The sequence below is a fragment of the Cobetia sp. LC6 genome (assembly GCF_030264805.1).
Lineage (GTDB): Bacteria > Pseudomonadota > Gammaproteobacteria > Pseudomonadales > Halomonadaceae > Cobetia.
This window is the reverse complement of record NZ_JASSPL010000006.1, coordinates 209001-229392: the sequence shown is the minus strand read 5'-3', so window position 1 is coordinate 229392 and position 20392 is coordinate 209001. Positions and strand designations below refer to the sequence as shown.

15 protein-coding genes are annotated in these 20392 nt (G+C 63.5%); 7 read left to right on the top strand and 8 right to left on the bottom strand.

Annotated elements, in window-relative coordinates; all coding sequences use genetic code 11:
• Positions 1 to 669: 669 nt before the first annotated feature.
• Entirely contained in the window at positions 670 to 3219 is a 2550-nt protein-coding gene (locus QQF40_RS09730) for a heavy metal translocating P-type ATPase (RefSeq protein WP_285461185.1), read from the bottom strand.
• 257 nt (positions 3220 to 3476) lie between these two features.
• Positions 3477 to 3932 carry a MerR family DNA-binding protein gene (locus tag QQF40_RS09725; protein WP_285461178.1) on the bottom strand — a complete coding sequence of 152 codons (456 nt, stop codon included), beginning with the start codon at positions 3930 to 3932 and terminating at the stop codon, positions 3477 to 3479.
• A gap of 443 nt (positions 3933 to 4375) precedes the next feature.
• On the opposite strand from QQF40_RS09725, the gene QQF40_RS09720 reads away from it, so the two are divergent.
• Positions 4376 to 5629: an OmpP1/FadL family transporter gene (locus QQF40_RS09720; RefSeq protein ID WP_254627089.1), complete on the top strand. Its 1254-nt coding sequence runs from the start codon at positions 4376 to 4378 to the stop codon at positions 5627 to 5629.
• A gap of 169 nt (positions 5630 to 5798) precedes the next feature.
• Here QQF40_RS09720 and QQF40_RS09715 read toward each other — a convergent pair whose 3' ends face one another.
• The 6 genes from QQF40_RS09715 to QQF40_RS09690 form a co-directional block, all read right to left on the bottom strand.
• A complete protein-coding gene (locus tag QQF40_RS09715) occupies positions 5799 to 6881 on the bottom strand; it encodes a porin (RefSeq protein WP_285461177.1) in 1083 nt (360 codons plus the stop codon).
• 353 nt (positions 6882 to 7234) lie between these two features.
• Positions 7235 to 8830, bottom strand: a complete 1596-nt coding sequence (locus QQF40_RS09710; protein WP_285461184.1) for an ABC transporter ATP-binding protein — start codon at positions 8828 to 8830, stop codon at positions 7235 to 7237.
• A gap of 147 nt (positions 8831 to 8977) precedes the next feature.
• Entirely contained in the window at positions 8978 to 9901 is a 924-nt protein-coding gene (locus QQF40_RS09705; RefSeq protein ID WP_285461176.1) for an ABC transporter permease, read from the bottom strand.
• A 14-nt stretch (positions 9902 to 9915) separates the two neighbouring features.
• The gene (gene oppB / locus QQF40_RS09700; protein ID WP_285461175.1) at positions 9916 to 10842 is read right to left on the bottom strand and encodes an oligopeptide ABC transporter permease OppB; all 927 of its coding nucleotides are present in this window, start codon (positions 10840 to 10842) and stop codon (positions 9916 to 9918) included.
• Positions 10843 to 10901: 59 nt separating this feature from the next.
• The gene (locus QQF40_RS09695) at positions 10902 to 12548 is read right to left on the bottom strand and encodes a peptide ABC transporter substrate-binding protein (RefSeq protein ID WP_285461174.1); all 1647 of its coding nucleotides are present in this window, start codon (positions 12546 to 12548) and stop codon (positions 10902 to 10904) included.
• Positions 12549 to 12698: 150 nt separating this feature from the next.
• Positions 12699 to 14324 carry a peptide ABC transporter substrate-binding protein gene (locus QQF40_RS09690; protein ID WP_285461173.1) on the bottom strand — a complete coding sequence of 542 codons (1626 nt, stop codon included), beginning with the start codon at positions 14322 to 14324 and terminating at the stop codon, positions 12699 to 12701.
• A 419-nt stretch (positions 14325 to 14743) separates the two neighbouring features.
• Here QQF40_RS09690 and prfB point away from each other — a divergent pair.
• The 6 genes from prfB (at position 14744) to QQF40_RS09660 (ending at position 20323) form a co-directional block, all read left to right on the top strand.
• A protein-coding gene (gene prfB, locus QQF40_RS09685; RefSeq protein ID WP_175089705.1) for a peptide chain release factor 2 occupies positions 14744 to 15842 on the top strand; the annotation gives its coding sequence in 2 pieces (ribosomal slippage) (positions 14744 to 14818 and positions 14820 to 15842; 1098 coding nt in all).
• Positions 15843 to 16006: 164 nt separating this feature from the next.
• Positions 16007 to 17545 carry a lysine--tRNA ligase gene (gene lysS, locus QQF40_RS09680; protein ID WP_175089704.1) on the top strand — a complete coding sequence of 513 codons (1539 nt, stop codon included), beginning with the start codon at positions 16007 to 16009 and terminating at the stop codon, positions 17543 to 17545.
• A gap of 367 nt (positions 17546 to 17912) precedes the next feature.
• Positions 17913 to 18296 (top strand): hypothetical protein, encoded by a 384-nt coding sequence (locus tag QQF40_RS09675; protein WP_043336300.1) that lies wholly within the window; start codon positions 17913 to 17915, stop codon positions 18294 to 18296.
• A gap of 229 nt (positions 18297 to 18525) precedes the next feature.
• Positions 18526 to 18837: a BolA family protein gene (locus tag QQF40_RS09670; protein WP_043336297.1), complete on the top strand. Its 312-nt coding sequence runs from the start codon at positions 18526 to 18528 to the stop codon at positions 18835 to 18837.
• Between the two features lie 2 nt (positions 18838 to 18839).
• A complete protein-coding gene (locus QQF40_RS09665; protein ID WP_175089702.1) occupies positions 18840 to 19808 on the top strand; it encodes a hypothetical protein in 969 nt (322 codons plus the stop codon).
• The gene (locus tag QQF40_RS09660; RefSeq protein ID WP_285461172.1) at positions 19805 to 20323 is read left to right on the top strand and encodes a GNAT family N-acetyltransferase; all 519 of its coding nucleotides are present in this window, start codon (positions 19805 to 19807) and stop codon (positions 20321 to 20323) included. The genes QQF40_RS09665 and QQF40_RS09660 overlap by 4 nt, the downstream gene beginning before the upstream one ends.
• The last annotated feature ends 69 nt before the right edge of the window (positions 20324 to 20392 follow it).

The window sequence follows — 20392 nt, the reverse complement described above, 5'->3', positions numbered from 1 at the left end:
CTCCATGTGAGAGTAGGTCATCGTCAGGCACTTATACTGAACCGCCCCTGTAGCCTTGCTGCAGGGGCGGTTCTCTTTGTGCTCAGGAAAAATCATAGGCGCGAAGGTCATGCGTGGGAGAAGCCATGTGTGACATGTGTGGAAAGGCATGCATAGAGACGTCAGCAGATCCGCTGTGCAGAAAGAAGGCCAAAGGAAGCGCCCCTGTCACTGATGTGGCAGGGGCGTTTTTGCATTAACGGCACCTTGATCAAGCGGGATAAATAAGAGGCACGCGGGGTAAAGTAGAGCAAAGCGGCTGTGGAAAACTCAAGACTCGGCAGTGCAGGAGCTATCCATACGAACTCGCGACAGCTATTTTCCCTCCAGTGTGCTGCCGGGGGCCCAGGCCTCGGAGTTGCCGGGCGGCATGCCATGAGCACTCTCGTTGCGAGTCTTGCGAGAGCCGTCTGGTGCTCTTTTAGGCAGGAAGAGGTCACGAAAAAAGCCCTGCCACACAGCGTGTGACAGGGCTTGGAGGTGATAATCTGATTGCCTTTGTGCGATCGCCTTGCGCAACTACAGGACTACAGAGCAAGGCTGGGAGTGTGTTTCATGACTTGGCGAGCCAGAACCACCAGACAATGGCGGCAATCAGGCCGAGTCCTAGCAGATTGATGGCCATGCAGATCATGCTGACGCTCCTTGTGAGGTGGTGGCGGTATTCTCGGGGCTACCCGTTGCGGATCCAGCTGCGCTCGGGGGCGTATATCGACGCAGACGATTGGCATTGGTCACGACGGTGACCGATGACAAGGACATGGCCAGCCCCGCGATGACCGGCGACAGCAACATGCCCGTGAAGGGGTAGAGGATGCCCGCGGCAATCGGGATGCCGATCAAGTTGTAGCCGAAGGCTCCCACCAGGTTCTGCTTGATGTTGCGCAGGGTGGCCTGGCTGATCGCGATCGCATCCGCGACCCCGCCCAGCGACGGATGCATCAACGTGATACCGGCGGTCTCGATGGCAACGTCAGTACCTTCGCCCATCGCGAAGCCGACATCGGCCAGCGCCAGCGCCGGCGCATCATTGATGCCATCGCCGACCATGCCCACTACATGACCTTCCTGCTGCAGCCGCGCGATCTCATCGTGCTTGTCATCCGGTGAGACGCCAGCACGGTAATCATCGATACCTGTCTCGCGCGCCACGGCCGCTGCCGTGTGAGGGTTGTCACCGGTCAGCATGATCACCTTGAGGCCGATGGCATGCAGGCGAGCAATGGCATCGCGACTATCGTCACGCAGCGGGTCGGCCAGCCCGAAGACGGCGAGCAATTCATCGTCGCGAGCCATCAGAATCAAGGTGCGCGCATTGTCTTCCAGCGCCGTGATCTGCTCGCTGAGGGGAGCAAGGCTGATGCCTGCCTCTTCCAGCATGGCAGCGTTGCCCATGCGCCAGGTGCGACCTGTATCGTCCTGGGCCTGAATGCCGCGCCCGCTGATGGTCTGGTAGTCATGGAAGGCCTTGCTGCGCGAGGCATCGGGGCGTCTGGCTTCGATATGTGCCAGCAGCGCCGCGGCCAGCGGGTGCTCGGAGCCCCGCTCCAGTGCATATGCTGCATCCAGCACGGCTTCCTCGTCTTCCCCTTCGAGGAGCGAGACCTCGGTGACTTCCGGCTTGCCGCGCGTCAGGGTGCCGGTCTTGTCGACCACCAGTGCGGTCAAGCGACTGGCGGTCTGCAGTGCCTCACCACTGCGTACCAGCACGCCATGCTCCGCTGCCTTGCCTACCCCGATCATGGTCGAGATCGGCGTCGCCAGACCCAGTGCACACGGGCAAGCGATGACGAGTACCGCCGTCGCGACCACCAACATATGGACGCCGGTCGGCGCAGGCCCGAAATTGAACCACACCAGCGCCGCGACGATGGCGATGATCATCACGCTGGGCACGAACACGCCGGAGATGGTGTCAGCCAGCCGGCCAATCGGCGGGCGCGAATTCTGCGCCTGACGCACCTGGCTGATGATGCGTCCCAGGCGCGTCTCGCTACCGACGCGCTCGACCTCGAAGACCAGGCTGCCACGCGTATTGAGCGTGCCGGCGGCTACTTCATCGCCGATACCGCGTGACACGGGCAGCGGTTCACCGCTGAGCATCGATTCATCGATATGGCTCTGGCCCTCGATGACCCTGCCGTCCACCGGAATGCGCTCACCGGGGCGAATGCGCACCTGGTCCCCGCTGCGGACCTCGTTGATATCGATCTCGTGCTCTTCACCGTCGCGGATCACGCGGGCAGTGCGAGTCTGCAGATCAAGTAGCGCGCGCAGCGCCTGCTGAGTACGGCCCCGGGCGCGGACTTCCAGCGCCTGCCCCAGGCTGATCAAGCCGATGATCATGGTCGAGGCTTCAAAGTAGAGTCCGCGCGCCGCCGCGGGCACGCTGTCGGGGAACAGCAGCACGCCCATGGAGTAGATCCATGCCGCTCCGGTACCGAGCGCCACCAGCGTGTCCATGTTGGCCTGATGGTGCGTGAAGGCCTTCCAGGCGGTGGTGAAGAAGCTGCGTCCTGCCGTGGCGAGCACGCCTAGCACGGCGACGCCGATCGCCAGCCACACCCCGCGCTCGAGCCCCTCGAAGCCGGGGTGATGGAAGAACATGCTGATCATCAGGGGGACACCGATGCCCAGCGACAGCACGCTGTCGCGGACACGAGAGCGATACTCCTGATCGGCGTCTTCCTGCTGTTGCTGCTCACCGGCCTGCGCGTCTTCCACCAGGCTTGCCCCGTAGCCGACACCTTCGATGGCAGAGACGATCTCGTCGGTAGCGAGGCGGCTCGTGACCTGGGCGGTGCGTGAGGCGAAATTGACCTGCGCCTGCTCCACACCGTCCAGGCCATCCAGTGCCTTCTGGATCGTCGCCACGCAGCTGGCGCAGGTGACGCCGGACAGTGAGAACTCGGTGCTTGCGCTATCGGCTGGCTGGCTCGCAGTCGCTGCCTTGTTTGCAACGGCCGGGGTATCAGCAGCCGACGCGACTTGAGCTTCATCCTCCTCGGCGGGGGCCTCAAGCGAATAATCCGTCTCGAGGATGATGCTCTCGAGCAGTCCGCGCGGCAGACAGGTGTCCACGTCGAGAATGTCTTCTTCTGGCGTACCACTGACTTTTGCAGCCTCATCCCAGTGCTGGATGGCCTCGCGCAATCTGGCGACGCACTTCTGGCAGTGCATGCCGTACACCGACAGATCGTGATGGGCGCGTTCCGGCAGGGCTTTCTCCTTGAGGGGGTAGCCGCAGTCTTCCGCGACTTCCTGCAGTGCCGTGGATGATAGCTGGCTTTGCATCAGCAACAGCTCCGCGTCAGGCGCGCCGAGCAACTCGGCCTGCGGGTCCTGCGCCTGCAAGGCACGACGAATCCTGCTGACACAGCCCTGACAATGGACGCCTGGTGCCTGCATAAGTCGCGTCTCGGGAAGTGACGGGGTCATCATGACTGCCCCCCGTCGCGATGTTGAGAAGTGGAAGCGGTGTCGGGCACGTCCTGTGGAAAGCCTTCGATAAGACAGCACACGCTGTTGCCGTCCGGCACGCCATCCGGCAGGTCCTGCCAGCAATCCAGCGCATGCTCCATGCGCCCTGCCAGGGCTTCCAGCTCACGAATTCGCTCGCGCACTCTCGGCAGGTGCTGCCGCAGCAGGTCACGAACCAGTGGGCACGGCGAGTCGTGCTGATCCGCCTGCTCGAGAATCTGTTTGATGTCGGCAAGGCTGAAGCCCAGCTGGCGTGCCTGACTGATGAATTTGAGGCGTACCAGCGCCTGCTCATCAAAGCGCTGATAGTTGTTGACGGGATCACGTCGGGCCGTGATCAGCCCCTGGCGCGTGTAATGGCGAACGGTTTCGGCGGTGACGCCCCCCGCGCGGGCCAGTTCGGCGACTTTCATTGCATCATCTCCTGGTGATCGAGAGTGGCGGAGAGCGCATTCGGCTGCCCTGTAGGTCTGTCGGCAGCCAATGTTCCGTGACTGATCATCAGTGTAAGACTTATGTGTTGCACATAGGTCAAGCGAGCCGATACATACGAAAAATCTGATGTTCGACCAATAGGCTAGAGGGGGGAGAAGAGGGGGCTGTCGTGTTTTAAACGCTGGCGACAAGGCACTAAATCGTCGTCAGGTCATGGGCTTAGCAGCACGTGACAGTGCAGGCATGAATGAAAGTTCCCTGAATACTAGAAACCTCCCTATTCAAACAAACGTTCGCCCTTGACTTGAACGCACGACTCGCCCAAAACGTAGATGACAGAGCTATGCATCAACGAATGATAACAACAACATGCGGCTCTCCAGCCACCTGCAATGGGACGCCATCCATAATGAAAAACAAGATGAACAAACTCACCCTCGGGGTCGCTCTGGCAACGGTAGCCACGGCTTATGCCGGTGGCGTTCACGCGGGGGCCTTCCAGCTGAACGAGCAGAGTGTCAGTACCCAGGGCACCTCCTTCGCCGGGCGCGCCTCGAATGCCAATGATGCCTCCACCGTGTTCGGCAACCCCGCCGGCATGTCCTTCCTGGATCGTGCCCAGATCACCGGCGGTGTGACCTATCTTGACGTCAATACCGATATTGATGTCGCCAGCGCGAATGATGCACTCGGTCGGCCAGTCTCTGGCGGAGATGACGGCGACATGGTGCCGGGGGCGGCAGTGCCTTCCTTCTATTACGTGCAGCCGATGAATGATCGGGTAGCACTGGGCTTCGGGGTCTACGCACCCTTTGGCGTGATCACCGATTATGGTTCTGATTTCCGCGGCCGTTATTTCGCCAATTACAGTGAAGTCGAGGTGGTCACCGCCCAGCCGACCATCTCCTACCGCATCAATGACAAGTGGGCCATCGGTGCCGGTGTGACCTACAACAGCATCAAGGGTGAGCTGACGTCAAATACTCTCGATGTCGGCGCAGGCGATGGCAAGGTCAAGATCAAGGGCGACGATGCCGCCTGGGGCTATAACGTCGGGGTCATCTTCCAGCCGGTGGAAAGTACCCGCCTCGGTCTGTCCTATCGCTCCAAGGTGGATTACAGCCTGGAAGGCGAGGCCAAGTACAACAATGTCTTCACTGGCACGGGCTTCGTTAATACCGAGCAGGATGCGTCGCTGGATGTGACCCTGCCGGAAAGCATCGACTTCTCCGTGACGCACAAGCTGGATGATCGCTGGACGCTGATGGCAGGCGTGACCTGGGTGCACTGGAGCCGCTTTGACGAGATCGCGGTGGAAGTCGACAACATGAGCGACATCGTCGAGGAGCAGGGCTACGAGGACAGCTGGCAGTATGCGGTGGGTCTGAGCTATCAGCTCAATCCGCAGTGGGTGCTGCGCACCGGCATGGCCTTCGATGACAGCCCGACCGTGGATGAGCATCGCAGCGCGCGTATCCCGTCCGGGGATCGCACCATCTTCTCGCTGGGGGCCGGCTGGACGCCGATGCCGGAGCTGACCATCGACATGGCCTACACCTACCTGTGGGAAGAGACGGCCACCGTCAGCCTGAGCGAGCCCAACCGTGGTACCTATGAAGCCGATTATGAGAATGAAGCGCATGGCTTCGGTCTCGGCGCGACCTATCGCTTCTGAGTACGTAAGCGGCTGAAACGCTGAGCTGATCTCGGGACAATCGATACAAAGAACGCCCGGTCATATGACCGGGCGTTTTCTTGTCGTCCTGCCGGGTTCATCAGGCAAGGGCGGAACTATCGCCTCAGCGCGAGCATTGGCGAACCGTCACCAGCGTCTGACATGACGATCAGAAGTCGTAACGCGCCAGGAACATCAACTGGTCGCGGTCGGCGCTGTACTCGCTTCCGTCTGACTGGCGGCTGTTGTCGAAGCGATACTCGGTGGCCAGCGTCAGGTCCTTGACACGCCAGGCTGCGCCCAGAATCTGATAGGCGTAGCGTGCTTCGCTGTCGGCGTCTTCCAGGTGGTTCAGGCCGCCATAGAGCTCGACACTGTCATCACCCCAGATGACCTCCTTGAACTTGTAGTTGACCACGAATTCCGCGCCGCGCGCCTTGTCGACGAAGCTTTCCGAGGAGTCCAGGGTGCTGCCGGCGATGTGATTGCGATATTCCCCGCCGACGAGGGCGATGTACCAGTTGCCCGGCGACCAGTGACCACCGAGCAGCCAGGCATCGATATCGCCGTTCTCGCTGTTGCCGCTCTCGTAGTCGCTCAGCTCCGTATGGTGGAAGACCCCGCCTACCGTGAAGTCCTCGTTCGGGTGCCAGTTGAGCGCGGCTTCATAGCTGTAGTCACGCTCATACCCCGAGTACTCGGTCTCGGTGGTGAAGACGCCATCCTCGAAGAGTGAGGCCTCGTTGCTGTGCTGGCCGTTATGGCCGAGCTGGTAGAGCAGGCCGACAGTGACGTCGTCGAAGCCTTTCTTCCAGTACAGCGAGTTGTCCGGCCGCCCCGTGCCATGCAGGCCACCATCACCGCTGCGGCCTTCGAATGTCCCTGACGCCTCGCCACCATTGATCCAGAACCAGTCGGTGTTGACGGCCACCATGTCGTACCAGGGGCCATACTGCTTGCCGACTGTGAAGCTGCCCCATTTCTCGTGGGCCGCTCCGGCGTAGATCATGCGCTTGTAGTGAGCATCGGTGCCGTCCTTGAACCAGGGATCGAAGCCCCATTCGGCGCGGATGATGGAGCTCCAGCCCTGCTCGAACTGATGCTCGTGGATCAGGCGCACCCGTGAGCCGCCGTTGTAGATCTCGTCGTGTGCGCCATCCTGGATCACCGCAAACGCCGCCAAGCGGCCACTGAACTCGACGCGGTCGGTATCCGTCTTGTAGACCTCGATGGCCTGGGCCATGGGGCTCATGCTCAGCAGTCCCGTGCCGAGCAGGGCTGCGCCAATCGCGTGACGCAGTCGTGAGTGAGTGTGAAGGGGGATGCTGGCTGTTGTTGTAGGTTGCATCGTCATCCTGTGCATGTCTTTCCATCGGCGTGGGTCATGCCGGAGCGTCCTGCTCCGGCCTCGGTCGGGTGCAAGCACCCGGTTGGCAGCCAATGTCGATCCGCGTGATCGACCCGGCTGCCCTTGCCCGGGGCGAGGCCGGGTGCTCATCGCCACCCTTCAGGCAGGCAGTAATGAGGCCCTGCGCCTTTTCCCAGGCAAAGTGGGGGCTTGATGGGCGCCGCAGCGCCCATCAGGCATGTCGTCTTTTCAGGGTGTCAGTGGTGCGTCTGGCCCAGGTCCGGGGCGAAGGCGGCCTGCATCAATTCACGCGTATAACGCTCCCGGGGCGCCTCGAAGATGGCGTGGGTACTGCCGCTTTCCACCACCTCGCCCTCCTTCATCACGATGAGGTGGTCTGACAGCGCACGCACGACCGCCAGGTCATGGCTGATGAACAGATAGGTCAGGCCGTGGCGCGCCTGCAGGTCGCGCAGCAGGTCGATCACCGTGACCTGCACCGAGCGGTCCAGCGCCGAGGTCGGCTCGTCCAGCAGCAGGAATTCCGGCTTGAGCACCAGGGCGCGCGCGATGGCGATGCGCTGGCGCTGGCCGCCGGAGAACTCATGCGGATAGCGATTGCGCATGCCGGGGTCGAGGCTGACCTCGCTCAGGGCGTCGCAGACCCGGGCATCGCGCTGGGCGCGATTGAGCTCAGGGTGATGCACGCGCAGACCTTCGCTGATGATCTCGCCCACGGTCAGGCGGGGCGACAGGGAGCCGAAGGGGTCCTGGAAGACGACCTGCATGCGCGAGCGCAAGGGGCGCATGCCTGACTTGTCCAGCGGCATGATATCGGCGCCATCGAAGCTGATCTGGCCCTGGCTCTTGAGCAGGCGCAGCAGGGCACGCCCCAGCGTCGACTTGCCGGAGCCGGACTCGCCGACGATGCCGATGGTCTGGCCGCGTCGGACCTCGAGATCGATGCCGCGCACCGCCTCGAAGGCGACCTTGGGGCCGAGCAGCGGACGCTTGATGGTGAAGCTGACACGCACATCGCGCGCCGACAGCAGCACTGGTGCATCCGCGGCCACCGGGGCCTTCTCGCCGGCCGGTTCGGCATCGATCAACATGCGGGTGTAGGCGTGCTGCGGGCGCTCGAAGACGTCGTGGGTGGCGCCGGTTTCCAGCAGCTCGCCGTGACGCATCACGCAGACGCGGTCCGCGAAGTGGCGCACGATGCTCAGGTCGTGGGTGATGAACAGGATCGCCATGCCGTAGCGCTGCTGCAGCGACTTGAGCAGCCGCAGGATCTGCGCCTGCACCGTGACATCCAGTGCGGTAGTCGGTTCATCGGCGATCAGCAGGTCCGGCTCGCAGGCCAGCGCGATGGCGATCATCACGCGCTGACGCTGGCCACCGGACAGCTCGTGGGGATAGCTGTCGATACGTCGCGCCGGCTCCGGAATGCCGACCTGCTCAAGCAGTTCCAGCGCCTTGTGGCGAGCCGCGCGACCCTTGAGGTCACGATGCAGCGCCAGTACCTCGATGATCTGGCGTCCGATGCGGTGCAGCGGATTGAGCGAGGTCATCGGCTCCTGGAAGACGGTGGCGATGCGGTTGCCGCGCAGCTCGCGCATACGCCGCGTCGAGGCACTCAGCAGGTCTTCGCCGCGCAGGCGGATGGCGCCCTTTATCTCGGCGAGTTCCGGCAGCAGGCGCAGGATGGCGGTGGACGTGACCGACTTGCCGGAGCCGGACTCGCCGACCAGCGCCAGCGTCTCGCCCTTGTTGAGGGTGAAGCTGACGCCCTTGACGGCGGGTACCGCGCCGTCCGGCAGCTGGAAGTCGACCTTGAGATCATCGACCTCCATCAGCGGCGGCGTGCCCGGCGCCTCGGCGGCCAGGCCCAGGCGAGTCAGGGTGTCGGCGCGCGCCTGGTCGGCGGCGTTGCGTGCTGGCGGCAGGCTGGAGGAGGTGCCGGAGGTAGAGGGTGAAGAAGTCATGATCAGCGCTCCGGTTCAGCGAGTCTTGGGGTCGAGGGCATCACGCAGCCCATCGCCGAGGAAGTTGAGGCAGAACAGGGTCGCGGCGAGGAAGGCCGAGGGCACCAGCAGCATCCAGGGCGCGGTCTCCATCATGTCCTTGCCTTCGGAGATCAACACGCCCCACGAGGTCAGCGGTTCCTGCACGCCGAGACCGAGGAACGACAGGAAGCTTTCCAGCAGAATTACCTTGGGCACCGTCAGCGTGACGTAGACGATCACCGGGCCCAGCGCATTGGGGATCAGGTGGCGGGTGACCACCTGCAGGTCGCGCACCCCCAGCGCATGCGCCGCCTCGACGAATTCGCGCTTCTTGAGCGCCAGCACCTGGCCGCGCACGATGCGCGACATGTCCAGCCACTCCACCGCACCGATGGCGGCGTAGATCAGGAAGATGTTGCGACCGAACACCACCATCAGCAGGATCACCAGGAACATGAATGGCAGCGAATACATGATGTCGACGAAGCGCATCATCAGGTTGTCGGTGCGTCCGCCGAAGTAGCCGGAGACGGCGCCGTAGAGCACGCCGATCACCAGACTGACGAAGGTGGCGACCAGCGCCACCGACAGCGAGATCTGGCCGCCATGCAGGGTGCGGGTCAGCAGGTCGCGGCCGTTGACGTCGGTGCCGAAGACGTGGCCGGAGGCCAGGTCCGGGCCGGTGCCGATGGCGTTCCAGTCGACTTCATCGAGTTCGAAGGGCGTCAGCCACGGGCCGATCAGGCAGGCCAGCACGATGATGGCCATCACCACCAGGCTGCACATGGCGGCGCGATTCTGCTTGAGGCGACGCCAGGCGTCGCGGGTCAGGCTGTCGCCTGCCGGCGCGGCAGGGGGCTGGCCGTCGAAGGCACTGGCACCGCCGGTGCCGTGGGGGGCGGGAGTTGTCAGTGACATGTCAGGGCCTCGGGTCAGTCGTCGTAGCGGATCTGCGGGTCGAGCATGCTGTAGAGCAGATCGACGATCAGGTTGAGCAGCAGGATCAAGGCGCCATAGAAGACCACCGTGCCCATCACCAGGGTGTAGTCACGATTGAGCGCCCCCTGCACGAAATAGCGCCCGATGCCGGGAATGCCGAAGATCTGCTCGATCACCACCGAGCCGGTGATGATGCCGGCGATGGCCGGGCCGAGGTACGAGACCACCGGCAGCATCGCCGGTCGCAATGCATGGCGCAGAATCACCTTCCACTCGCTCAGGCCCTTGGCGCGGGCGGTGCGGATGTAGTGACTGCCGAGCACCTCGATCATGCTGGCGCGCATCATGCGGGCGATGTAGGCGATCTGCTGGATGGAGAGCGCCACCACCGGCAGCAGCAGGTTCTGCCAGGCGCCGCCGTTCCAGCCGCCGGCCGGCAGCCAGCCAAGCAGCACGCCGAACACCAGCGCCAGCAGCGGGGCGATCACGAAGTTGGGCACCGCGATCCCCGCCAGCGCAGTACTCATCACCACATAATCTGCCGTCGAGTTGCGCCGGATGGCCGCGATCACCCCCAGCGGCACCCCGATCAGCAGCGCGGCCAGAATCGCCCACATGCCCAGTTCCAGGCTGGCCGGGAAGCCCTGGCTGATCAGCTCGCTGACATCGAAGTCCTTGTACTTGAAGGACGGGCCGAGATCGCCCTGCACCAGATCACCCAGATAGCGCAGATACTGCATCGGCAATGGCTCATCCAGGTGATAGGCCGCGCGCAGGTTATGCTCGATTTCCGGGGGGAGACGGCGCTCGCCATCGAAGGGGCCGCCCGGAGCGACCCGCATCAGGAAGAACGATAGGGTGATCACGATCAGCAGGGTGGGAATCGCCTGCAGCAACCGTTTGAGGGTGTAGCTCAGCATCCAGTGCTCCGTCCGGGCCGCTGCCCGGGTGTGTCGTTGTTATTGGTGACTGTCGTCTGTCAGCGCGAGGTATCGATCTGCAGATAGCGACTCGGGTGCACGTCCAGCGCATTGGGCGCCCAGCCGCTGATGGCGGGGTCGACAAGACTGGAGGTGACATAGTCGTAGAGCGGCAGCACCACATCGTGGTCGAGCAGATACTGCTCGGCGTCATGGAGCTGGCGCTGGCGGGTGCCAATGTCTCCTTCACGCGCCGCCGTCTCGATCAGCGCATCGTAGGTCGGCGAGCTGAGCCCGGGCGCGTTGGAGGTGTTGTCGCTGCTGAAGGCGTTCAGGAAGTCGTATGCATCGGCGATGGTGGCGATCATGCCGTAACGCCCGACTTCGAAATCGCCCAGCGCCAGATCGCGGTAATGCACCGCGGCCTCGGTGTTGGTCAGCGTCACCTTCACGCCCAGCGGTTTCCACATCGCCCCGAGGGCCACGGCGATCTTCTTGTGGTCTTCCAGGGTGTTGTAGCGCAGGGTCAGCTCAAGCGGGGTTTCCGGGCCGTAGCCCGCGTCGGCCATCAGTTCGCGGGCCTTCGCCATCCTCCGGTCCATCGACCAGTCAGCGAAGTCGAAGCGCGCGCCCTGATGTTCACTCAATGCCTTCGGCACGAAGTGCCAGGAGGGAATCTGGCCCATGCCGAGAATGCGCTCGGTAATCACCTCACGGCGCGTGGCCAGATTCAGCGCGCGACGAATGCGCTGGTCGGCCACGGGTGAGCCCTCGCGCAGATTGAAGACATAGAAGTACTCGCCGAGGATCGGGTAGGTGTGCAGGGCAGCGGCCAGATTGTCCTGAATCCAGGCGTAGTGGCTGGCGGGCACGCCGTAGGCGATCTCGACTTCGCCGGCGCGAAAGCGATTGAGCGCGGCATGACTCTCCTCGATAGGCAGGTAGTCCACCTCATCGAGCGCGACCGTGTCTGCCGCGTGATAGCGAGCATTGGGTGACAGTGTGATATGCGACTGTGGCGCCCATTCGTTGAGCACGAAGGCACCCGAGGTGACCATGTTGGCCGGCCGCGTCCAGTCAGCGCCCTTGGCCGCGATCACATGGCGTGGCAGCGGGGCGGCTTCGCTCATCGCCAGCGTCTGCGCCAGCGTCGCCGAGGGATGACTGAGCGTGATGGTGAGCGTCTGCGCATCGGGCGCGGTCACGCCGAGTTGCTCCGGTGCCAGCGCGCCGGTATTCACCGCGCGAGCATTGACGATCGGGTAGTAGAGCGTGGCGTTGTGGGCCGCGGTGGCGGGTGTCAGCAGGCGGCGCAGCGCGAAGACGGCATCCTGGGCGGTCAACGGCGTGCCGTCTGACCACTCGAGCCCCTCGCGCAGATGAAAGGTCCATCTCAGCCCATCGGCGGACGACTCCCAGCGCTCTGCCAGCCCGGGAATCAGCTCGCCGTCGGCGGAGTAGGCGATCAGCGGCTCGAACAGATCACGCGTTATGCGTGTCTCCCAGGTGCCGCTGGTCTGCTGCGGGTCCAGCGACGCCGGCTCGGCGCCATTGGCGATACGCAGGATCTGTTCGCCTTGGCTTGCAGGGCTTGTGGATTGTGCGGCCATGGCACTGGCGGAAGCGCCGAAGGAGAGAGAAAGAGCGGACAGCAGCAGGCCTGCGCTGAGGCTTGCCGCGCATTGCATCGGTGAGGTGGGGGACATGCATGAACTCCTTGTCACGCCCGTGGGGCGCGACGTCATCTTCTGGTGCCATCCTTGGCAGATGCCACGCTCCTGCCCTGCCGGACACGAGCGTGGACCCATGACGATCTAGAGAACCGCGAACCAGGTCAGAGGCTCACAGGGCTTGCCTCACTCGGAGAACGAGACCCAGCGCGAGCGGTGGGTATCCTCGATGTTGTCCTGCCAGCCTCTGAGCTTGGGGTTCACCAGATTGCGCGACACGTAGTAGTAGATCGGCAGCACTGCGTAGTCATCCAGCGCCTTGCGCTCGGCGTCCTGCATCAGTGCCTCGCGATCCTCCATATCGAGCGTATTGGCAGCCTCTTGCATGTCGTCATCCAGCGCACTGTTGGAATAGGCGCCGTAGTTGTTGGGCACGCCGCTTTCCAGCAGGTTGAGGAAGTTCTGGGCGTCGTTGTAGTCGCCGATCCAGCCGGCGCGGCCGACATCGAACTTGCCCTGGCGCATGTCCTCGTAGTGCACCGCGACTTCGGCGTTCAGCAGATTGACCTTCACGCCCAGCGGCTTCCACATCGCGGCGGCGGCGATGGCCACCTTCTTGTGGTCTTCGCTGGTGTTGTAGCGCAAGGTCAGCTCCAGCGGGTTGTCCGGGCCATAGCCGGCGTCTTCCATCAGGGACCTGGCCTTCTGCATGCGCTCATCCATCGACATGTCCTTGAAGGCCATTTCCTGGATGTCGTAATGGTTCACGCCGTTGGGCACGAAGCTGTAGGCCGGCACTTCGCCGGTGCCGAGGATCTTGTCGGTGATGATGTTGCGGCGGATGGAGAGGTTGAGCGCCTCACGCACGCGCGGGTCTGCCGTGGCATGGCCATCGCGCGAGTTGAGCACGTAGTAGTAGATGCCCAGGTAGGGCGCGACGTGGGTGGCGTCCGGCAGGTTGTCCTTCAGCCAGCCGTATTGCTGGGTCGGGAATTCGCGCGCGATGTCGATCTCGCCGGCGCGGAAGCGCTTCAGGGCGCTGTTGCGCTCCTCGATGGGGTAGTAGATCACCTCATCCAGCGCGACCTCTCTGGCATCGTGGAACTCAGGATTCTTGAGCGCGACGATGCGGGTCTGCGGCTGCCACTCGCTCAGCTCGAAGGCACCGTTGGAAACCATCTTGCCGGGGTCGGTCCAGTCCTTGCCGTACTTCTCCACCACATGTTTCGGCAGCGGATAGGCGGTGTAGTGCGACAGCTGATCCAGGAAGTAGGGCGTCGGACGCTCGAGGGTGATCTCGAGGGTGTGATCATCCACGGCACGCACGCCGAGGGTGTCCGGCTCGGCCTCGCCGCTGTTGATGGCCTTGGCATTCTTGATCGGATACAGGATGTAGGCGTAATCCGAGGCATTTTCCGGCGTCATGATGCGCTTGAGCGCGTACACGAAGTCCTCGGCGGTCACTGGCTCACCGTCTGACCACTTGCCGTCCTCGCGTAGCGTGAAGGTGTAGGTCTTGCCATCGTCGGAAATCTGCCATGACTCGGCCGCACCGGGGATGCGCTCGCCATCGGCGGCTTCAGTGACCAGCCCCTCGAAGAGGTCGCCCACCACGTCATTTTCCCAGGTGCCGGAAATCTGCTGCGGGTCCAGCGAGGCCGGTTCGCCCATGATCGCCAGCTTGAGCGTGTCGGCCATGATGCCCTGGGAGGCGACGATGCCCCCGGCCAGCAGCAGAGAACCTGCCAGGCGTTTGAGCGCGAAGCGTCTGGGCAGTGCGGGGGTGTGAGAGGGGGAGTGCAGTCGTGCCATGATAGGGAGGCTCGCTATTGTTGTTAGGGGTGACACCAGTGTCGCCTTCTACCATCGAATCTTTTCCTGCCCGCTGTCCATGTTAAAAAATGGATGGCTTATGCATGCATTCGATAAACGTCATGCAAGGCGCGGAAAATCGGGCCATTCGAGGCTGACGGACGTTTGAATGACTTTGGTCGTATTCGTCGCCTGCCCGCTGATGGGCGGCATGTCTGGCAGCCGAGAACCGTCGCTGGCCAGCTGGCCACGGATGATGGGCCGGGCATGGTCGGCAGGCCGAGAAATGGCTACAATATCGGGCTTTGCGCGCTGTCGATCTGCACATGCACCTCCGGGTGGCATGTAGCGGAGCCCGTCGCTTGCGACAGGATCGCCGCGCACCCATTCACGCATCATCGCCTCAAGACAGGACGACCATGCAAGAGATCAATCCGATCACCAACCTCATCAAGGACCTGTCCGAAAGGGCAGAAGTCCTGAGGGGGTACCTTTGACTATGCCGAAAAGCAGGATCGGCTAGAGGAAGTCACTCGCGAGCTCGAGAATCCGGATGTCTGGAATGACCCGGACTACGCGCAGAAGCTCGGCAAGGAGCGTGCGTCGCTGGAGCTGATCGTCAAGACCCTCGACGACATGAGCAACGGTCTGTCCGACTGCTCCGATCTGCTGGAAATGGCGGTCGAGGAAGAGGACGAAGGCACCGTGGACGAAGTCGTCCGCGAGCTGGACCAGCTCAAGGCCAGTCTCGAGAAGCTCGAGTTCCGCCGCATGTTCTCGGGTGAGATGGACGCCAACAACGCCTACCTCGACATCCAGGCAGGCTCCGGCGGTACCGAAGCGCAGGATTGGGGCAACATGTTGCTGCGCATGTACCTGCGCTGGGCCGAGCATCACGGTTTCAAGACCGAGATCGTCGAGGCGAGCGCCGGTGAAGTCGCCGGCATCAAGTCCGCGACCATCCACGTCGAGGGTGATTACGCCTTCGGTTGGCTGCGCACCGAGCTTGGCGTGCACCGTCTGGTCCGCAAGAGTCCCTTCGACTCCGGCGGCCGTCGTCACACCTCGTTCGCGTCCGTGTTCGTGTCGCCGGAAATCGATGACAACATCGAGATCGACATCAACCCGGCCGACCTGCGCACCGATACCTACCGCTCCTCCGGCGCCGGTGGTCAGCACGTCAACACCACCGACTCCGCGGTACGTATCACCCACGTGCCGACAGGCATCGTGGCGGCCTGCCAGACCGAGCGTAGCCAGCATTCCAACCGTGACCGCGCCATGAAGATGCTTAAGGCGCGTATCTACGAAGCCGAGATGCAGAAGCGCAACGCTGCCAAGCAGGAACTCGAGGACTCCAAGTCCGATATCGGCTGGGGCAGCCAGATCCGCTCCTACGTCCTCGATGACCAGCGCATCAAGGACCTGCGGACCAGCGTCCAGTCGAGCAACTGTGACAAGGTGCTCGACGGCGACCTCGATGACTTCATCGTCGCCAGCCTCAAGATGGGGCTCTGAGCGCGAGTACCCTCGCGGCCCAGCGCCTATTCGCCTCCGTCGGTATCGCCGGCGGAGGCCACGAATCCCCGTATCGCGGTCAGCACTGATGGTCACTACCGTCAGGCTGATCATGATCTGTCGTGGCCCAGGCCATGACCCTTTGACACGAGACAGGCCCCTCCATGTCGACAGAGCAGACCCCCGCCATTGATGAGCAGCAGGCCGCCGAACAGGCTCAGGAAGAGAACCGTCTGATCGCCGAACGTCGCGCCAAGCTGAACGCCCGCCGCGAGCAGGCCGCCGCCGAAGGCAAGAGTGCCTTCCCGAATGATTTCCGTCGTGACAGCCTCGCCGCTGACCTGATGGAAGAGCTGGGCGAGAAGGACAAGGCCGAGCTGGAGACGCTGGACCGCAAGGCCGCCGTCGCCGGGCGTATCATGCGCAAACGTGGCCCCTTCATCGTGCTGCAGGAAGTCTCCGGCCAGATTCAGCTCTACGTCGACAAGAAGGGCCTGCCGGAAGCGCTGCTCGAGGACATCAAGAGCTGGGATATCGGTGACATCGTCGGTGCCAGTGGCCCGGTGCACAAATCCGGCAAGGGCGATCTGTACGTCATGATCGAAAGCGCCCAGCTGATGACCAAGAACCTGCGTCCGCTGCCGGACAAGTTCCACGGTCTGTCCGATCAGGAAATGCGCTACCGCCAGCGTTATGTCGACCTGATCATGAACGAGCAGTCACGCCGTACCTTCGCGCTGCGTGCCGGCATCGTCGCCTCCATCCGTCGCTTCCTCAGCGATCGCGGCTTCATGGAAGTCGAGACGCCGATGCTGCAGCAGATCCCGGGTGGCGCGACCGCACGTCCGTTCATCACGCACCACAATGCGCTGGACATGGAAATGTACCTGCGCATCGCGCCGGAGCTGTACCTCAAGCGTCTGGTGGTGGGTGGCTTCGAGCGCGTGTTCGAGATCAACCGCAACTTCCGCAACGAAGGGCTGTCGACGCGTCACAACCCCGAGTTCACCATGCTCGAGTTCTACTGGGCCTACGCGGACTACCGTGACCTGATCGCGCTCACCGAAGACATGATCCGCACTGCCGCCCAGGAAGTGCTCGGCACCACGCAGATCACCTGTCAGGGCAGCGAGTACGACCTGAGCCAGCCGTTCATCCAGATGACCATGCGCGAGTCGATCATCAAGTACGGCGATGGCATCACCGAAGCTGACCTGGCAGATTACGACGCCGCCCGCGCCACGGCGGAGCGTCTCGGTATCCAGGTCAAGCCGATCTGGGGTCTGGGCAAGCTCGAGACCGAGATCTTCGAAGCCGTCGCCGAGCACCGTCTCGACCAGCCGACCTTCATCACCGAATATCCGGCCGAAGTCAGCCCGCTGGCGCGCCGCAACGATGCCAACCCGCACGTGACCGATCGCTTCGAGTTCTTCGTCGGTGGCCGCGAGATCGCCAATGGCTTCTCGGAGCTCAACGACGCCGAAGACCAGGCCGAACGCTTCCAGGCCCAGGTGGCCGAGAAGGACGCCGGTGATGACGAAGCCATGTTCTATGACGCCGACTACGTACGCGCGCTGGAATACGGCATGCCGCCGACCGCCGGTGAAGGCATCGGCATCGACCGTCTGGTGATGCTGCTGACCGACAGCGCCTCCATCCGCGACGTGCTGCTGTTCCCGGCCATGCGTCCGCAGCAGGGCTGAGCAGCAGGCCGCCAGCCCCTCATGATGTGTCGGCGTGATGCGCCATCGTGATGGGCCACGCTGGTGGCACCCACAACGCCTCCGATCCCTGATCGGGGGCGTTGTGGTCTCTGGCTCACACGAATGACTGACGACGAGTGCCTCGCGGGGCATGATCGGGGCCGATGAGGCAAGGTGGCGCTTGGCTTTGTTGCCCGCGAGCGGCCATAATGGTCGGCGTCCGGTCTGCTGGCGCCCTGGCACTGCCAGGGTGACGCGCTGGACGCCTCGAGGCTCACCCGCATCGCGTGCCTGCTTTCTGAGCGGCGCTGCCATCCACGGTGTGTCCTGTCTCGGAATTGTCCCTGAATGTCCTGGAGAGTGCAGAATGAAGCTGCTTAACCGTTCCGCCCTGAGCGTCAAGCCGACCCAGGCGTTTGTCGACTGGATCAACTCGCTGGAATCCGAAGGCGAGGGAGGTGAGGATCTGGCGCTGGAGGATGTCAATCAGGAGAGCACCGTCTACCTGATTCCCGAGATGGACACGCGTGAGGCGCTGGACGGCTTCGTCTCCGAGCGCTGGCTGGACGTGCTGGAGAGCGAGCTGCGCGCCTGGGAAGAAGACACCCGCCATTGGCCGGAGCCGATGGACAAGGCACTCTTCGAGCGCTTCCTGACCGTCGAGCACAGCTATCTGGCGGTCGACCTGGACGACGAGGCACCGCTGGAAGTCAGCGAAGTCGATGACGAGCTGCTGGCCGATCTGGACTGACCCTCTGTCATGCTTGTGCAGATCGTCAGGCGCGTGATGGGCGCCGTCGCCGCACTTTTCGCAAGAGCTGTCAGCAAGCGCCGTCAGCAATGACTGTCAGTGATGGCGACAGACGCTACAATGGCCTCGGGCAAAATGCCCGAGGCCATTTGCGTTGTGGCGATCGCATCGTCACCCTCAATTTTCCGCATGCCCGTCGTGCGGCTTCACCCTTTCAAGGAGATTGCGCATGAGCATCCAGACCCAGATAGACACCAAGCTCGCGACGCTTGACCCGTTGATGGTCGAAGTCGTCAACGAGAGCCATATGCATAGCGTGCCGGCCAACTCCGAGACCCACTTCAAGGTGACCCTGGTCAGCGATCGCTTCAGCGGCCTGTCGCGGGTCAAGCGTCACCAGCAGCTGTATGCCTTGCTCAGCGAAGAGCTGGATGGCCCGGTACATGCACTGGCACTGCACCTGTACACCGCGCAGGAGTGGGCGGCACGCGGCGGCGAGATTCCGGACTCCCCCAACTGTCTGGGCGGCGGCAAGCACTGACCATGACCCCTGAACCGCAACGCCTGCAATATCTGGACGCGATGGGACTGACCGCCTGGGTTGGTCGCTATCAGCTGCCCAATGCCTTGCCCACCCAGGCGTGTGACTGGCCCGAACCGCAAGCGGCGGAGGCGGTCGCGCCCCAGGCGCGCCTGCACGCGCTGATCGATGAGGCGCCGCGTCCGCCTGCTGCCCACCAGACGGCGGATGCCAGCCATGGCTCCTCCGCTCAGGCTGGCGGCATGGCCGGCAGCGCTGTGCCACGCCCGCCAGGGCCTTCTCCGGCCTCGAGTGCACGCGCCTTGCTGGGCATGGCGCCGGCGGCGGTCGAAGCCCCCGCTGCGGCCTCGCCGACGTCCGGCGCTGCCGAGACCAGCAGCACCGCCTCGTGGGGCACGCCGCCGACGCAGGTCTCGGCCGAGGCGCCGGCAGTAGATGAGGCAGTGACACCGCCAGCGGCAGACAAGCCGCCACTGCGCTTCAGCGTTCAGCTGGCGGCGCTGGAAGGACGCTGGTTGATCATGCTGCCCGGCGACGAGGCACCGCACCTGGAAGGGGAGGCCTTGCTCAAGGCGTTGTGGCGCGCTGCCGGTATCGAGACGGCATCAGGGCTCACCTTCAGCCACTTCCGCTGGCCGCTGCTGCCCCATCTCAAGGCCAGTGCGCCACTCGAGGAAGCCCGCGAAGGATTGCAAGCCTTCCTGAGTGGCCCGGCGCGTCGTGGTTGGCAGCCGGAGCGGCTGTTGATCTTCGGCAATGATGAGGCAAGCCAGACGCTGCACGAGGTGCTCGGTATCTCTACCTCCGAGCGCGGCGAGGCGACTACCAGCCTGCTGAACCTGCCGGTCTGGCAGGGGCCTGCGTTGTCGGCGCTGGCGCGCTCCAGTGAGGCCAAGCGCAAACTGTGGCCGCTGTTGATCCGCTGGGGACGCGAGTGGCAGTCGGCATCGCCGCAGACGGACGCCTCATGAGCGGGCCAGTTTCTCGGTGCCTCGAGCTGCGTGAGCTGGCCGATGATCAAGCGACCCTGGCGGCGCTGGAGGCCATCGAGGCCAGCCAGGCACACGGCCTGAGCCAGTCACAGCTGATCGATGTGCTCAACGATGACGCGCGCTGTGTGCTGGGCGCCTGGTGGCAGGCCTGTGAGCCGTCGGACGGTGAGACGCCGACTGCAGAGTTGATCGGCTTCGTGGTGTTGGCGCGCGGGCCCTTCGAGGCCGAGATCGAGGCGATCACCGTGCAAGCCGCGCAGCGCGGGCAGGGCGTTGGTGCACGCCTTTTGGCCGCCGCCATCGCGCAGGCGCGTGACTGGCAACGTGACTCGGGGCTTGAGCGTCTGCTGCTGGAGGTACGCGCCAGCAATGCCGCCGCCGCAGCTCTCTACGCGAAAGTCGGTTTCACCCGGGATGGAGTGCGCAAGGGCTACTACCCGATGGTGGATGGCGGGCGTGAAGATGCCTGGCTCATGTCGCTGCCGCTGATGTGAGAGCCGTATCCAGCGCAACCCTGGGTTCCGACGACAACTCTGGTGCTGGCACCGATACGAAAACGCCGC

Excerpts from the sequence above, each read along its gene's own strand:
- QQF40_RS09695 (WP_285461174.1), bottom strand. The coding sequence starts at position 12,548 with ATGTCCCCCACCTCACCGATGCAATGCGCGGCAAGCCTCAGCGCAGGC.
- QQF40_RS09730 (WP_285461185.1), bottom strand. The coding sequence starts at position 3,219 with ATGCACTGCCAGAAGTGCGTCGCCAGATTGCGCGAGGCCATCCAGCAC.
- QQF40_RS09720 (WP_254627089.1), top strand. The coding sequence starts at position 4,376 with ATGAACAAACTCACCCTCGGGGTCGCTCTGGCAACGGTAGCCACGGCT.
- QQF40_RS09675 (WP_043336300.1), top strand. The coding sequence starts at position 17,913 with ATGAAGCTGCTTAACCGTTCCGCCCTGAGCGTCAAGCCGACCCAGGCG.
- QQF40_RS09725 (WP_285461178.1), bottom strand. The coding sequence starts at position 3,932 with ATGAAAGTCGCCGAACTGGCCCGCGCGGGGGGCGTCACCGCCGAAACC.
- QQF40_RS09665 (WP_175089702.1), top strand. The coding sequence starts at position 18,840 with ATGACCCCTGAACCGCAACGCCTGCAATATCTGGACGCGATGGGACTG.
- QQF40_RS09715 (WP_285461177.1), bottom strand. The coding sequence starts at position 6,881 with ATGAGCCCCATGGCCCAGGCCATCGAGGTCTACAAGACGGATACCGAC.
- QQF40_RS09710 (WP_285461184.1), bottom strand. The coding sequence starts at position 8,830 with ATGGAGGTCGATGATCTCAAGGTCGACTTCCAGCTGCCGGACGGCGCG.
- QQF40_RS09660 (WP_285461172.1), top strand. The coding sequence starts at position 19,805 with ATGAGCGGGCCAGTTTCTCGGTGCCTCGAGCTGCGTGAGCTGGCCGAT.
- lysS (WP_175089704.1), top strand. The coding sequence starts at position 16,007 with ATGTCGACAGAGCAGACCCCCGCCATTGATGAGCAGCAGGCCGCCGAA.
- QQF40_RS09690 (WP_285461173.1), bottom strand. The coding sequence starts at position 14,324 with ATGGCACGACTGCACTCCCCCTCTCACACCCCCGCACTGCCCAGACGC.
- oppB (WP_285461175.1), bottom strand. The coding sequence starts at position 10,842 with ATGCTGAGCTACACCCTCAAACGGTTGCTGCAGGCGATTCCCACCCTG.
- QQF40_RS09670 (WP_043336297.1), top strand. The coding sequence starts at position 18,526 with ATGAGCATCCAGACCCAGATAGACACCAAGCTCGCGACGCTTGACCCG.
- QQF40_RS09705 (WP_285461176.1), bottom strand. The coding sequence starts at position 9,901 with ATGTCACTGACAACTCCCGCCCCCCACGGCACCGGCGGTGCCAGTGCC.